The sequence below is a fragment of the Desulfuromusa kysingii genome (assembly GCF_900107645.1).
In the GTDB taxonomy this organism is placed as follows: domain Bacteria; phylum Desulfobacterota; class Desulfuromonadia; order Desulfuromonadales; family Geopsychrobacteraceae; genus Desulfuromusa; species Desulfuromusa kysingii.
Map to the genome: position 1 here is coordinate 64,824 of NZ_FNQN01000007.1, position 15,861 is coordinate 80,684.

Consider the following 15,861-nt stretch of genomic DNA (forward strand, 5'->3'; position numbering starts at 1 on the left):
CAATCAAGAGACGCAATATTCAGACAATCATACTTGCAATTTTTCCCATTGTTGATACCAATTATCCAAACTGTCCTTTAACTTAGCATAATCGGCGCTGACCTGTCGCCAGTGGTCTTGATCCTGATAGGTCAACGGATCGGCCATTAATTGTTCCAATTTTACAAGCTGCTGCTCTAAAGTTTCAATCTTATTTTCTATTTTCGTGAGTTCTTTTTTCTGCTTCTGCTCTCGGCGTTGTTGCTCCTTACGCTCAGAGTGGGCCTGAATTCTACTTTGTTTATCGGTTGATGAATCGTCTTCGTCTGTTTTAGCGCTATGTTGTTCGACCCGCTGGCTGCTGTGACTAGAGTCCCCCAGCAATTGTTTTGCGCGGAGAAAATCTTCATAATTACCAAGATAGGATTCAACCTGGCCATGACCGACCTCTAGTATCCGGGTGGCCAACGCATCAACAAAGTAACGATCATGGGAAACAAAAATAATTGTCCCCTGATACTTCTTCAATGAATCAAGCAAAATTTCTTTGGATTGTAAATCAAGGTGGTTCGTAGGCTCATCCAGCAGCAGCAGGTTTGCCGGACGCAGGAGTAATTTTGCCAACGCTAAACGATTACGTTCGCCACCAGACAGCACCTTAACCGATTTTTCAATATCATCACCTGAAAAGAGAAAGGAACCCAGAATATTACGCAGTTTTGGCACCATTGCGACTGGCGACTCAGCCATTATTTCGGTATATACATTGCGTTCTGGATTCAGTTCATCCGCCTGATTCTGAGCAAAATACGCTTGCTGCATATTATGACCTTCCAGTCTTTCCCCAGAAACAGGTGCTTCAACTCCGGCAAGCAGACGCATTAAAGTCGACTTCCCCGCACCGTTCGGTCCTACCAGTGCAAGTCGTTCCCCCTGTTCCACCTGAACATCGACATGCTGTAAAACTTTAAGAGAGCCATAATGTTGCGACGCCCGCTGCAAACCGACGATGATCCGTCCACCCTTTGGAGGGGTGGGAAAACTGAAAGCGATTTTTTTCCTCTGCGGAGGGAGAGATATCCGTTCAATCTTCTCTAACTGCTTAACCCGGCTCTGTACCTGTGATGCCTTGTTGGCCTGATAACGAAACCGACTGATAAAGGCTTCAATCTTGGCGATCTCCTCATCCTGCTGTTGCTTGGCCGCCTTCAAAGCCATGATCCTTTCATCTCTGGCTTGAATGTAACGGCTATAATTCCCCGGATAGGTTGTCAATTGGCCGTTCCAGATTTCAACAATGCGGGAGACAACCGAATCGAGAAAAAAACGGTCATGAGAAACCAGCACGATGGCATATGGGTAACTCAACAGATACTCTTCAAGCCAATCCCGTGCCGGCAGGTCAAGATGATTTGTCGGCTCATCCAGCAACAACAGATTGGGCTTTTGCAGGAGCAACTTGGCTAAGGCAATGCGCATCTGCCAGCCACCTGAAAAATTGTCACAAGGCTTATTAAAGTCTTCAGTACTAAATCCAAGGCCATGAAGAACCCGACCAACCTCAGACTCCATCTGATAGCCGCCACGCTGTTCAAATAACTGCTGTAACTCTGCGTAGCGCTCCAATTCCTCAGCATCTGCTGACTCTGCTATCGTACTTTCCAACTGACGCAACGTAGATTCCATCTGTTGCAAATCCGCCAAGGCACTCTGAGTTTCGATAAACAAGGAACTTCCCTTGTGTTCCAAGCCGTCCTGCGGCAAATACCCAAAGGTTGTCCCCTTAGCAATCTGCAGCACCCCACCATCGCTTTCGACTAACCCCGCCAACAACTTAAGAAGTGTTGATTTACCCGCTCCGTTTTCACCACAGAGACCAATTCTGTCAGTAGGACGGATATGCCAGTCTATTGCTGCAAAAATTCTTCTGTCAGCAAAAAACTTATCAATATTTTTCAGTTGCAGCATGGTCACAATCTCGCGGAGAATGAATATGAGTCTAGGTTTTTGAATCTGCAGGTTACCAACAATCGGAACTTGGTCTTATAGCACAACATCGCGGCAACCAAAAGAGCCGATAAAAAAAGAGGCTCCATAATTCATGGGAGCCTCAAAAAAATCCACAAGGATGAAACGGCAATACCAGGGGGACTAATTTACATAACGAACCATATATTCTTCCACCAACTCAGCGATTTTCTTCACCCCCAGATGGGCGTTATTTATGAGCAGATGATAAAGTAGCGGATCGGCAATATTGCCTTTAGCAAAACGGCGGATAAAGTCATCCCGCTGCTGTTGATGAGAAGCAATATACTTAGCCGCTTCCGTCTTGTTGAGCTGTTGTGATTTCATAATCTTTTGCACACGAAATTCAAGTGGCGCAACCAGCCTCAGATTAATGCAATTGGATAAATCCTGGGTAACGAGAACACTCCCCCGTCCCACAAGAACACATTGACCACGCTTGGCGAAACTGCGGATGACTTCCCGCATATGGGTAAAAACCTCCGTCTCTTCAGCCCGGCTACTGTCCAAAAACATAGAAAAGATAGCTTTAAGAGAAGACGGTGTGTCTTGTGATTTTTGTATCTGCTCAACTGAATATCCCGAAATTCTGGCAACCTCATCAATAATCTGCTGCCCAACAACAACCCAAGGTTCTCCCGCGACCTGGGCGTTGAGGCGTTTAATCAACTCTTCAGCCAAGGCATAGGCCTCACAACCAAATTCCCGCGTAATAGTAAAACACGGGGCGGGATGTCTCTGATCTGCGACTAATTGCACTTGATGCCATGCCTTAAGTTTTTCTTCTTGCTGTAATGACCATAATTGATTAAATCCCATAGACGCCTCCTTTGCGATCTTGACGATGTAAAACAAGCGAACAGCGTTTATTTTAATTATAACCAATATCAGATAAAAAATAGTTTATTGGCTAATTTTCTAACAAGTTTCGCTGTAAGCGTGAAAAATATAGGGCGCCTGCTGATTAACGATATCTACTATGAACAATATCTGGTATACTTCGAAGATTCAGTTGTAATGTATGCGTCTCCGCCTTATCAGCGTTGAGACCTGCAAAGTCAATACCTTTATAGAATTCAATACCTCCATATTTAAAAGAGTAGATATAGAGGTTGTTAGTACGTCATTAGACCGGACACTTTATTGACCCCGCTTGCAGCGGAGAGGTCTCTGATAAAGAAACCGGCTTGAACCGCGACACGAACGCGGACAGAAAGGTTTATAAAATGAGCAAGAAGATGCTGATTAACGCATCGCACCCGGAAGAAAACCGAGTCGCGATAGTCGTTGATGGAATTTTAAGCGAACTTGATATTGAGATCGCGGGACAAGAACAAAGCAAAGGAAACATTTATAAAGCAGTCGTTATCCGGGTTGAAACCGGACTTCAGGCTGCTTTTGTTGATTATGGTGCAGAAAAGCTCGGTTTTTTACAGATCGGCGAAGTTCACCCAGGAATTTATCCGCCGCGAGATGACACGAAAAGCCGCCCAAGGATCGCTGAGATTCTCCAACGCGGTCAAGAAATCCTGGTGCAAATCGTCAAAGAAGAGCGTGGCAACAAAGGTGCAGCGTTAACGACATTTCTGTCTATTCCCGGTCGCTATATGGTCTTGATGCCCGATAGTACGACGAAGGGAGTCTCCCGTAAAATCAGTGTTGATTCTGAGCGCAGAAGTCTGAAAAAGACTATGGCTGAACTTGAGCTACCAGAACAGATGGGTTACATCGTTCGTACAGCCGGGATCGGAAAAGACAAAGAGGAATTAAAACGTGACTTTGACTACCTGGTTCGCTTGTTTGAGGGGATCGTCGCGCGCAAAGATCAGATCAAAGCTCCAGCACAACTCTATCAGGAATCAAATCTGGCAATTCGTTCAATCAGAGATTACTTCAGTACTGAGATGGATGAAGTTCTTGTTGATGATCCCAAGGTTTTCCAAGACACCAGAGATTTCTTTTCGCTGGTTATGCCCGAGCTGAAATACCTGGTTAAACGGCATCGCGAACGGCGCCCGATCTTTTCACGTTATCAGATAGAAGAACAAATTGAAGGTCTCGCCAAAAACCAGGCACCTCTACCTTCCGGTGGTTCAATTGTTATTGATCAGACAGAAGCTCTGGTGGCTATCGATGTCAATTCCGGGAAAATGTCTGGTGAAAGTGGGATCGAAGCCACAGCGTTTAAAACCAACATGGAAGCAGCGACTGAGATCGGAAGACAACTACGGTTGCGAGATCTTGGTGGCTTAATTGTCATCGACTACATCGATATGCGCGATCGCAAAAACATTCGTGAAATTGAACAACAGATGCGTCGTGCATTAAAAGATGATAAAGCCAAAGTTTCGGTGGGAAGAATCAGTCAATTCGGGCTTTTGGAATTAAGTCGACAACGCCTGAAACCGGTGTTAAGTGTTGGAGCTTACCTTGAGTGTCCACACTGTAAAGGGATCGGCAAGATAAAAAGTGTCGAAGCTCAGGCGGTATCCTTTCTACGCCAAGCACATACCGCTGCCGCTAAAGGACAGATTGGTCATATTGAAGCAAATGTTCCTACTGAAGTTGCAAATTACTTGCTTAACCAGAAACGAGCGACAATCACCGAGTTGGAACGACAACTGAATTTAAAAATTTCCCTGTTGGGGCAATCAGACCTTCTCCCTGGTGACTTAGTCCTGAAAATTCATAAACGGGAAGCAGAAGCAGCGCCGTCAAGCGAGATCATGCCGGTTTCCCATGATAATCAAATTGAAAATGCCCTGGCAGCAGCTCAACTTGGAGAACAAGAGTCTCAAGAAGATCTTATTGCTGAGCCACCAAGTGAAACGACCAACCATGACGACAACGAAGTCGTCATCGATAAACCCAAAAAACGCCGTCGCCGTCGCCGTAAAAAACCGGCTTCCAGCAGTCAGGATCAACAAGAACAAAATAACTCAGAACAAACGGGAGGGGCACCAAAGGAACTGGTAACAACGGCAGAAACACCTGCGACAGAAACCAAGGTGACCACAAATACCCAGAGCACCGATTTAAAACAGGAAGAGAGTCAACAGCAACAAAGTGAAAAAGCGGTGGAAGAAAAACCGAAATCACGACCACGCAGACGCAGCAGAAAAAAACCCGTTGAACCTGCTGAAACAAACACATCCGCAGCAACTTCTCCTTCAGATCAACAGGTCAAAGTTGAAGAGGTCACAGCAATAACAGCAGAAGTCACTGACACAACGCTGCAAACAGCCCCGGTCTCTGCTCCAGTTGAACAAAAACCAAAGCGCCGGCCACGCAGAACAACCAAAAAAGCAGCGACTACCGCGACTGACTCGCCTGAAATATCCAAAGCAGATAATGATTCACAAGAAACAACACCGGTTGTGACGAAGAACGAGTCAGCAACCACAGAAACTGCCCCTATAGAGCAAAAACCGAAACCACGTCGCAGCCCTAGAAAGACAGTCAAAAAAGCAGATAACGAAGCAGAAGCTGTCCCAGCAAAAGCAGAAGACGTGACCGAAGAAAAACCGAAGCCTCGTCGCAGAAGAACCACCAAGAAAGCAGCAGAAACGGGTCCAGACACCACAGAGGCTACTTCTGAGGACAAACCCGTTGAGGTAGAAAAACCCAAACGACGGCCTCGGAGAACAACAATAAAAGTTGTCGAGGCTGAAACGACAACCAGCACTGAACCAGAAAAACCCACAGCAACAGAAGAAAAACCGCAACCAAAACCACGCAAACGCCGGGCTCCATCCAAGAAAAAGACAGTGGAAGTTGACACCCCGGTTGATTAAAGCATAGCCCCGGATTCCAATTGGATTCGGGGCCTTTTATTGGGTCAATACTGACCTGACACTAAAACCTTCATCCAAATATTTAAGCAGCGGATAAATAAAGCAGAGATGTCCATAGAGCGAACACCACGTTGAGTGATGTGATGTTGATAGGTAGGAATAACCAGACGAACAAAACGTACCATCACCCCCCTCTGAATTGACATCATTTTAGATATGGTGACAAGTGATCGATAGGTTAACGAAATCGTTCTGTTCCTACAAGTTTTTTAAATTGGTATTATGTTCCCGGAATATCTCGGTTGAACCCCCTGTTGAACAATAAAAAGCCCGAAATCCAAATGGAAATCGGGCTTTTTATTGTTTAAGTTTCTGAGATTCTTATTCTCCCAGTTCACCACGAAGCTTCTGGATTTCTGCCTGAGCTTGCTTGAGCTTAATCTCACGACTCGCGGTTTCGTGAGCACTTGATTCACTTTTTTGCAAGGCGACTTCCATTGCTTTACGCGTTGCGGTGATGGTTCTCCCCAGTTGCTCAGATAACTCTACCCCAAACTGGCAAAAGTTTTCGTCCAACCCGCGGCGTAGAGCCCAGTTAATCTGCTCAACATTCTGATTGAGCAATTTTAAACCCTCTTCCCGTAACCTCTTCACGGTTCTTTTCCGGCGATATTTCTGGGTTAAAAATTTGCGCGATAATTTCTGCCCTAATGGGTCCATGTCAGAAATAAAAAGGTCATGGCTCCAACCCGAAATCTCAAATTTTGTGTAGGAACGGCTGACACTTGGAGCATGATAAGGGATATCAAACAGCTCTGCAGCAATCCTCCTGACTTGCTCGACTATGCGTTGACTACGTTGTTGATGCAAAGCCAACAACTCTGTCGCCTCTACTTGAATCACTTCAGCCACTTTGCGCATCGCTGGTGAGAAAAAAATTGGAAGCTCTTGCGCCAGCATTTCCCGGACCAAACGCTCAAGCTCTTCCGTATCGGCAACAGACTGAATAAGCTGATCCAGCTGGCTGATAATCTTCTGTTTAGCTTGAGATCGTACGGCTTCAACTTCCTGATTCAAACGTGCGACAACCCGCTTTAAATCACCAGACAAAACGTCGCTGGCGGCTTGTTTCTCCCGTTCTACATCGGGTAAAGATTGACGAAACTGCGTGATACGCTGCTTCAGTTCCTCTTCTGGCAACATCAGAGCTTTTAAAGATAGTTGCTGCTGCATATTGATATTATTGAGCTGATCGCTGGTACGACGTTGCAAGGATGCTTGCAGAATCTGTTGTTTCTCCCGCGCAAAAAAATCGATTAAATTCCTCTCAACTTGTTCCATCCCACTGGTTTGCCAGCCTTTGAAATCGCCCGCTAAGCGAGCAGTCAGTCCCAAGCGTGCCGAGATTGGTAGCACCAAAGGAGCACCGTCGCATAGGGGAGCTAACTGATTCGCCAAAAACGTTAAAGAAGCATCTTTCTCTTTATCATCAAGATAATCGATCTTATTGAGCAAAAAAAACGTCCGCGGCAGATATTGTTTGATCTCTTTGAGATAATCGAGCTCTATTGCCGTAATTGGTGGGTCGACCGAGACCAGAAAGATCGCTGCATCGCACTGAGGAAGCACTTGATAAGCCACGTCGGTATTGTGCTTATGAGTTGAACCGATTCCCGGAGTGTCTATTAACACAATCCCTTGCTTGAGAATATCAGCAGAATGACCAATATCAACCTGGGCAACATTACGATAATTTTCAGGATTACCTTTTTCAGTCACAAATTCAGTTAAAAAATCACCAACTGTCTGTCCAGATGAAGGGACAAAATTTACCGGTTCAGTTGCTGAATTAAAAACCACCTGGATAGTAATATCTTCTGCAGCGTTGATATAGGTTGGAATTGCAGTCGCTGGCAGGATGTCTGTTGGCAACAGTTCTTCCCCAAGCAAAGCATTCAAAAAAGTACTTTTCCCGCGTTTAAACTGACCGAGGACAGCAAGCCGGAACTTCCCTGCTAACAACCGTTGCTGAATGGATTCGATTTCTGTTCGTTCCTCAGCGTAATCACCTTCCATGCCATCCAGGCACAGAAGTGCCCGGGTTAAAACACTGTCAAGATCAACACGATCTGAAGAGTTGCCAGATTTCACACTTGCTTGTTGTTCGTCCATTTATAATCCCTATAATCAACTCAGACAACGTCCTATACAGGATATTGAGAATAGCATATTTGCCAACGAATCAAAATTTCAGAGAAATTTGAGACTATTTATAAATTAGAATGGATTTTCAAAGGCAAGATTATGATCCATGAAAGCAGGGCCGTCAACACCAGATGACGCGTGAAATCCTCGACTTTCTGATTTGATGATGAAGAACAACCCCTTTAGCTCAAATAAATAAATCACTACTTAGATAGCGTTCACCTGAATCTGGCAGGATAACAACAATATTCTTCCCTGCTAATTCAGGTTGTTTAGATAATCTGGCGGCTACCGCAGCAGCAGCACCACTCGAAATACCCGATAAGATTCCCTCTTCTCGGGCTAAGCGCCTGGCATATTCGTAAGCCTCATCATTGCTGACCAATTCCACATGATCAACCAGAGCTAGATCAAGGGTCTCCGGGATGAACCCAGCACCTATCCCCTGAATTTTGTGTGGACCGGGTTGGAGCATTTCTCCGGCTAGATGTTGACTGATGACTGGGCTATCTTCTGGCTCCACAGCAACCGTCATCAGGGCTTTATTTTTTTCTTCTTTTATAAACTTTGAAATTCCGCTTATGGTTCCGCCAGTGCCAACTCCAGCCACAAGAACATCAACGTTGCCATCCGTATCTTCCCAGATTTCAGGCCCAGTCGTTTTAGCGTGAATCTCAGGGTTTGCCGGATTTTTAAATTGGTGAAGCAGCAAATAACGCTCAGGGTACTCTTCTGCCATTTGTTCAGCTTCATGAACCGCTCCCGCCATCCCTTTACCGCCAGAGGTCAGAATCAATTTAGCTCCAAAGGCTTTGAGGACTTTACGGCGCTCTAAGCTCATCGTCTCAGGCATCGTTAAGGTTAAAGGTATCCCCTTGGCAGCGGCCACAAAAGCCAGAGCGATACCGGTGTTACCGCTGGTTGGCTCCACAATTTCCATGCCCGGCTTCAGAGTTCCTTTTTGTAGCGCGTCTTGAATCATTGAAACACCAATACGACACTTGACCGAATACGCGGGGTTACGACCTTCAATCTTCCCATAGACTTGAGCTCTGCCAGAGCCGATGATTTTATTCAATCTGACTAAGGGGGTTCGACCTATTGAGAGAGTATTATCTGCATAAATCATCGCTATTTTTTCTCCTGTAATTCTAATAGCCATTAATTCCTCGCTAACATAAAGACTTAGCGAATTTGGTACTGGCACTTATCATATGTATTTGAAATATAGGCTAACACACTATGTGAGTCAAGAAAGCAGAATGAGAATGTCGCAAAAGATACCATCTTTACCGGGGAGAGAGTCATTGTTTTATAACATTTTTGCAGAATACAATCTAAAGAGGTGAAACTTTTTTCGATCAGAGAAAGGTCCGATGGCGAGAATAAAATTGCCGTACGGCATTTAATCGTACCGTACGGTAAAATCATGAATTTATTCGTTGTAACTATAAAGCACTAACAGCCTCTACTGTTGTATCTACATGTGTCGTTGGATCCTGAACTTGGTCCTGAACTTGGTCCTGATCGTCATCAACAGCTGGCTCAAGTTGATTCTGATTTTGTACTCGAGCTTGAGTTCTGATTTGCGATTGAGTCTGACTCAATGATTGTGTTTGCAGACCTTGGACCTCAGCAGAGCTTCCACTCTGCATCCCTATTCCCGTTCCGTCACAACTGCCATCGGCAGATCCACCGCCATTGCCACCGCCATTGCCACCACCATTGCCACCACCATTGCCACCACCATTGCCACCACCATTGCCACCACCATTGCCACCACCATTGCCATTTTGAGCAAAAGCAATACTTGAGGACAGGTGCCCTGATGAGAAATCAAATGCAACCGGGGTCAACACAAACAACAGCATGACAGGCCATACGAGCAAGGACATTTTTAGAACGCTTCTCATTTTTTTCTCCTTCGTTTGGGTTTAGTAACGCGTCTATTTGATAACTACAACGTCCCCACGAAGAATAAGTTTACAAATGAGCTACATTTTCACCTTTTTTCGCAAAAATAAAACAATGGCCCCTTCTCCACCATATTGTTTTGGCGACCTTGTCCATTCAACGACATATTTTTTTCCCCCAGAAGACAAAAAATGCTCAACTTCATCACGCAAAACAGCTGTACCGCTCTCGGAGTGCAATCCTTTTCCAGTAATAACCAAAACAGTCTGCCGACCTTGGTGTAGGGAATCTTTGAGAAAGAGCGTTAACTTTTGAACCACTTCAGAGCGTTGACAACCATGTAGATCCAAAGAGGCTTCAGGAGACAACTTCCCCCGCTTAAGCTGTTTTATCCGGCGTTGTTCCGCCGTAGGCTGTAAATCATGGTCAGGAAGGTTATCGCGAAAGCTGACGGTTAATTCACTCATCGCAGTCAAAAAGATCTCTTCATCTGTCACCGGCTCTGAATGCAGAGGCGTTGAGCTTTCGGAAGAATCGGCAAAGGGTTCATTTTCAGAGTCAGTATCCATGTTGAGTTTTTTTACTCCCAGCATCTCCATCTCGTCAGAAAAAGTTCCAATAACCTCTGTCGATGACTGTTTTTTTTCAGGAATTTCCGTTTTATTTATTTCTGGAGCAGAAAAAACAAACCCCTTCAGATCACTAAAGGGGTCGCTATTATATTCACGTTTTTTCGATTTAACTTTGGTTCTTTTTTTAGCCATGCGTCACTCTCAGCGTAAAACTTGTTTGCGTCGCCCAGTCATAGCTTTGGTCTGCTTCTTAATAATTGCCCCCTGCTTTTCCAGATGGAACTGATACCACATATCTCCAAAGCCTTTCATCTTCATTTTCTTGCCGGCCTCCAGCAGAGCCATATTCTCCTGTAATCTTTCATCGCTGGTTTTAGCAATACCTTTTTTCAAAATTTCGATGGCTTTAGTCCGCTCACCAATACGATCCATACAAAAAGCGTAGACAGCATAGACCATGGGTTCTTTGCGATTCCCGGAAACAGCTTTACCGAACGTTTCAACCATTTTCGTCGGTTTGTTTTTCTTCATATAAGTAACAGCCAACATGGAGGTGCTGACCCAGTTACGGACAAAACCCTTTTCCAGAAAGGGGGTCGCCTCTTTAAACTCACGCTTGAGGTAATGAATAGTTCCAATTTGCGAATTGATCTGCTGCTTGACATAGATTTGCCACGGACCATATTTCATCCCGCTTTTCAGTTCGGTTATGGCTTTATCACTCCGATTGGCCATCATGTCCTTTTGAGCAACCTCCATCAACGCACCAACTTTTTTCATGACGATTCGAGTAATCAAAATGAACACGACCGCAAACACGACCGCAGAGACAACCATAATTATCCACTGATTGGGAGTGACAAAGCGCACCATCAAAGCGGCTGTAAGGGCAGAACAAGCAAGTGAAATCAAGATATTAAGCATTGAGACAATCCTTTTACAGATAGGCAGCAGATAAGATCGAAAACGCCATATTCAAGCGCTGAACCTTATCAATCTGCGTCGAAAATGTCAAAACAAACAGAGCATTCATCTTTCAATATTATTGAGAATCGTCGCGGTTGGTATTAACTGGCTGACACCATTAAGGTCAGTTTTTGTCCTGGACGGAGAATGTGCTCTTGAGAGAGTTCATTCCAACGCAGAATTTGTTCTGTTGCAATATTAAATTGCCGACCAATATCCCAAAGAGTATCACCAGGAACAACATGGTAGATCATTTTCCGGGATGGCCCCTGCTGCGTTTGTGTTTTTGCGACAGTACGTGCCCCGGACTTGGACACGACAAGAATCTGGCCTGGACGGAGCAGGTTACTCCAACCCAGCTTATTCCAGATACGCAATTCTTTCTGAGTGACATTATTTTTTTGAGCGATTGACCACAGGCTGTCGCCCTTACGTACTTTATAAATTTTACGGCGACTGCGGACATAACTGTCCTGCAATGAATTTTTGGGGAGGTCTGTGTAACCTTGTTTCAGTGGCAAGATCAAGTTTTGACCAATTTGCAAAGCTCTGGGGTTACTAATATTATTCAATGCAATAATGTCATCGACACGAATATGATATTTACGCGCCAGAACCTGCAAGGTGTCCCCCGATTTAATTTGATGTCGATGGTAACTGGCGCGCTGGTCTTCAGGAAGCTGAGCGTAAGCTGATCGTACTTGTGTTGCGCTTCCAAACGGCACTCTGAGTTGATAATTTTTCACTCCTGGGGGGGTACACCAGCGCTTTAATTCAGGATTCAGTTCTTTCAATTCGGCATAGGTTATGCCACAAAATTCAGCAATTATTTCAAGATCAGTGCTTGTTTCCAGAGTAACGGTTTCATATTCAAGAGGTGGGCTTAATTTCAAATCTGTGAAACCATAAGCATACGGGTCCTTAACAATATAAAGCGCCGCCAATAATTTGGGTAAATAATTTTTGGTCTCTTCCCGCAACACAGCTCCTTCTGTTAACACCCAGAAGTCACGACTGCCGCTCTTTTTAATCGATCTGCGCACTTTCCCGCCGCCGGCATTATAGGCAGCGACCGCCAAAAACCAATCACCATCAAAGCGTTTATACAAATATTTTAGATGCTTAGCCGCTGCTCGTGTTGATTTTTCCAGATCTAAGCGTCCGTCTTGCCACCAATCATTCTGCAAGCCATAGAGCTGTCCAGTACTCTCAATAAACTGCCAAGGCCCAGCAGCATGAGCCCAACTATAAGCCCGCACGTTGAACCCTGATTCAATCATCGCCAAATAGGCTAAATCGAGGGGAATCCCCTCGTCAGCAAAAACAAGTTGGATTTTGGGTACATAGCGACTTGCCCTTTCAAGCCAGTGAGCAAAGGTTCTCTTGTTGGCGCCACTATACCTTTGAATCAACTTATCAACCCGAGGATGTGTCGCTAAAGGAAAGTCACCAAAATATGGGAGAGGGGTATTGACTTGTAAATAATCGGTGATTGGCTCTGGCAGAAAATCGGGACCAGATAACTCATATTTTTCTGAGACTGGCGCTGGATTCGGCACATGAACAGGAACAACGGCAACAACTTCCTGTGGTTTTTCTACTGTCACTTGCTTATTGGAAAGGTTCCCCAGCATCTGGGTCGAAGGCTGACAACCAAAGCAAAAAAACAACAAGAGATATGCAAACCATTTTTTCATTTAGGGCTCCAGACAACTTTACAACTATAAAAATTAATTCAAACTAATGGCAAGGTAGCGAAAAGATCATATTAAGTCAAGGCCATCAACATGACTACAGCATAGAGATCTCTTCTTCAGGCCAAAACCTTTGTTGCATTTCAGCTAACAAAGGACCAAAGCTGTCACGTTTCAACGCTGAAACGGCGATAGCATGATAACGGCGGCAAAAATGGGGTAAATCGTCTGCTGAGACATGATCAATCTTATTAAAAACCAAGAGCCGCTGGTGAATGCCAAGATCCAGAGAATCAAGAATTTTATCAACTGACTTAATCTGCTCATCAAACCGGGGATTAGAGAGGTCAACCAGATGGAGCAACAAGTCAGCATCTTCGAGCTCTTCCAATGTTGCTTTAAATGCTCCAATCAGGCTTGGTGGCAGATCGCGGATAAAGCCGACAGTATCAGTAATGATCACCTCTCTGTCGAGAGGAAAACGGAGCCGTCTGGTGGCCGTATCGAGGGTCGCAAACAGCAGATCTTCGGTCAGCACATCACTTTGGGTCAACGCATTGAGCAAAGTCGATTTTCCTGCATTGGTGTAACCGACGATAGAGACGATCGGCAACCCGGCACGAATCCTTTTCTGGCGTCTCTGCACACGACCACGCCCAAGGGAATCAAGCTGTTTTTCTAAACGCCTAATTTTGTCACGAATTCTTCGACGGTCGGTCTCTAACTTGGTTTCACCGGGGCCTCTCCCGCCGATCCCCCCCATGAGACGCGACATAGCCGTCCCTTTTCCTGACAAGCGCGGCAGGATATATTTTAATTGCGCCAGTTCAACCTGCACTTTTCCATCTCTGGACTGAGCCCGCTTGGCAAAAATGTCCAATATTAACTGACTGCGATCAATAACCTTCATTTCGGTGATTTCAGAAATGGATCGGACTTGATTCGGCGATAAATCTTGATCAAACACCAGCAATGTCGCACGTTGTTGGAGCGCCCGGATGATAATGTCCCGTAACTTCCCCTCACCGACAAGAAAGCGGGGATTCAATTTACGCGGGCGTTGAATCACCTTGTCAATAACAACCAGATTTGCTGTTTTCGCCAGTTCATCCAATTCAGCCATGGAATCTTCAACCTGCTGCCGACTCCCTTGCCCAACGGAAATAAGCAGTGCCCTCTCCCGCCCGTCTGCAAGATCAAATGTTTCGGCAGAGACGCGCTCCATCTCCTGATCCAACGCATGGATGAACGCCGAAAAATCAAGTTCAAAACGGTAAAAGTCTTTGTTGTCAACGATTTCAATTTGAGATTTTCTCTTTGTTGGCAGCAAGTGCGCATAGGAAAAATGGGTAGGCAAACCATCTTCACCGACGCCGATAATGGCCATCGCGTCTAAACGCAATAGCTCCAGATCGGTTAAATCGTCACGACTTAAGGGTTCTTGCTTTAAGTGTGTGTGGACACAGCGCAGGCCCCGCAAACCACTGCGGCCCAAGCTATAGCGGGATAGGTCAGGAATGACAATCTCCCGATCATCACCGACAATAACGCTGTGAATAACGCCACGACGGTCGATAATCAGCCCCAGTTGACGTTGTAATTCTCTGGATAGTTCGGTGAGGTAACGGGCCAACTCGACAGAAATCATCTCTGTTACAGCAATTTTACGCCGCAAAATTCGCTCCAGAGATTTAATTTGGCTGGCCTTTAAACCACCTGTTTTCCCTTCAATCATTAAAGCATCCTAAAACACAAAGAAGGGACAAACCAAGCATGACTTTGTCCCTTCTTCATTCTATCTTTTCATATCAAGCAGGCTGGATAAAGAGTCGTCCCCAACTTTGTTAACCCGCAGCAATATTGAATCCGGCATCGACATAATGAATTTCACCGGTAACCCCAGATGAAAGATCAGACAACATATAGAGCGCAGCCTTACCAACCTCATCTTGATTGACCAGACGCTTCAAAGGAGCCCGTTCTTCTGCAACACTGAGCTTTCTCTTAAAATCGGCAATACCTGCAGCAGCCAAGGTCTTAATCGGACCTGCAGAAATAGCATTGACCCGAATTCCTTTTTCACCTAACTCCGCAGCCAGATAACGGACGGAGGACTCCAAAGCCGCTTTCGCCACACCCATCACATTATACGCAGGGACTGCACGTACCGATCCAAGATAGGTCATGGTGACGATGCTCCCGCCCTCTTTCAAAACAGGGAGGGCACAGCGGGTCATAGAGACAAGTGAATAAGCGCTGACATCCAGTGCCAGACGGAAACCATCGCGACTGGTTTGACTGAAGGGGCGCTTCAAGTCTTCCCGGTTTGCAAAAGCCAGAGCATGAACGACAAAATCAATTTTCCCCCATTGCTTCTCTAACTCGCTAAAAACTGCGACTATTTCCTCTTCATTCTGCACATCACAAGGGAGGATAATTGAAGAATCGACACTTTCAGCCAAAGGTCGTACCCGTTTCTCTAATGCTTCATTGAGATAGGTAAATGCCAAGTCGGCACCCGCAGCACGCAACTGCTTGGCAACCCCCCAAGCAATGCTTTTTTCATTCGCTACCCCAAAAATAACACCCCGTTTTCCACTCATTAATCCCATAATTCTAATCTCTCCTAGATTATTTTTAAAATAACTTCTCTTTTTAACAAAAGAATAGAGAGAAGGCAAGTAGCTTGCAGGCAGGATAATCCCTTGG

At 45.3% G+C, this 15,861-nt stretch carries 11 protein-coding genes; 1 reads left to right on the forward strand and 10 read right to left on the reverse strand.

Annotated features, from left to right (window positions below; all coding sequences use genetic code 11):
• Positions 1–27: 27 nt before the first annotated feature.
• On the reverse strand, positions 28–1,947 hold the full coding sequence (locus BLU87_RS11845; protein WP_092348702.1) for an ABC-F family ATP-binding cassette domain-containing protein: 1,920 nt from the start codon (positions 1,945–1,947) through the stop codon (positions 28–30).
• A gap of 183 nt (positions 1,948–2,130) precedes the next feature.
• Complete coding sequence (locus BLU87_RS11850) at positions 2,131–2,826, reverse strand: cytidylate kinase-like family protein (RefSeq protein WP_092348705.1); 696 nt, start codon at positions 2,824–2,826, stop codon at positions 2,131–2,133.
• Between the two features lie 407 nt (positions 2,827–3,233).
• Between BLU87_RS11850 and BLU87_RS11855 the strand changes: the two genes are divergently transcribed.
• Positions 3,234–5,801: an Rne/Rng family ribonuclease gene (locus BLU87_RS11855; protein ID WP_092348708.1), complete on the forward strand. Its 2,568-nt coding sequence runs from the start codon at positions 3,234–3,236 to the stop codon at positions 5,799–5,801.
• Between the two features lie 381 nt (positions 5,802–6,182).
• On the opposite strand, the gene BLU87_RS11860 is transcribed toward BLU87_RS11855, so the two are convergent.
• From BLU87_RS11860 to BLU87_RS11895, 8 genes are all read right to left on the reverse strand, one after another.
• Complete coding sequence (locus tag BLU87_RS11860) at positions 6,183–7,973, reverse strand: dynamin family protein (protein ID WP_092348711.1); 1,791 nt, start codon at positions 7,971–7,973, stop codon at positions 6,183–6,185.
• 220 nt (positions 7,974–8,193) lie between these two features.
• Entirely contained in the window at positions 8,194–9,168 is a 975-nt protein-coding gene (gene cysK, locus BLU87_RS11865; protein ID WP_175498371.1) for a cysteine synthase A, read from the reverse strand.
• Between the two features lie 286 nt (positions 9,169–9,454).
• Complete coding sequence (locus tag BLU87_RS17340; protein ID WP_175498372.1) at positions 9,455–9,919, reverse strand: hypothetical protein; 465 nt, start codon at positions 9,917–9,919, stop codon at positions 9,455–9,457.
• 81 nt (positions 9,920–10,000) lie between these two features.
• Positions 10,001–10,684, reverse strand: coding sequence for a Smr/MutS family protein (locus BLU87_RS11875; protein WP_092348720.1), 684 nt, complete (start codon positions 10,682–10,684; stop codon positions 10,001–10,003).
• Positions 10,685–10,693: 9 nt separating this feature from the next.
• On the reverse strand, positions 10,694–11,416 hold the full coding sequence (locus BLU87_RS11880; protein ID WP_092348722.1) for a tetratricopeptide repeat protein: 723 nt from the start codon (positions 11,414–11,416) through the stop codon (positions 10,694–10,696).
• 143 nt (positions 11,417–11,559) lie between these two features.
• Entirely contained in the window at positions 11,560–13,155 is a 1,596-nt protein-coding gene (locus BLU87_RS11885) for a LysM peptidoglycan-binding domain-containing protein (RefSeq protein ID WP_092348725.1), read from the reverse strand.
• 94 nt (positions 13,156–13,249) lie between these two features.
• Positions 13,250–14,887, reverse strand: coding sequence for a GTPase HflX (gene hflX, locus BLU87_RS11890; protein WP_092348728.1), 1,638 nt, complete (start codon positions 14,885–14,887; stop codon positions 13,250–13,252).
• 109 nt (positions 14,888–14,996) lie between these two features.
• Positions 14,997–15,764, reverse strand: coding sequence for an enoyl-ACP reductase FabI (locus BLU87_RS11895; protein WP_092349145.1), 768 nt, complete (start codon positions 15,762–15,764; stop codon positions 14,997–14,999).
• Between the last annotated feature and the right edge of the window lie 97 nt (positions 15,765–15,861).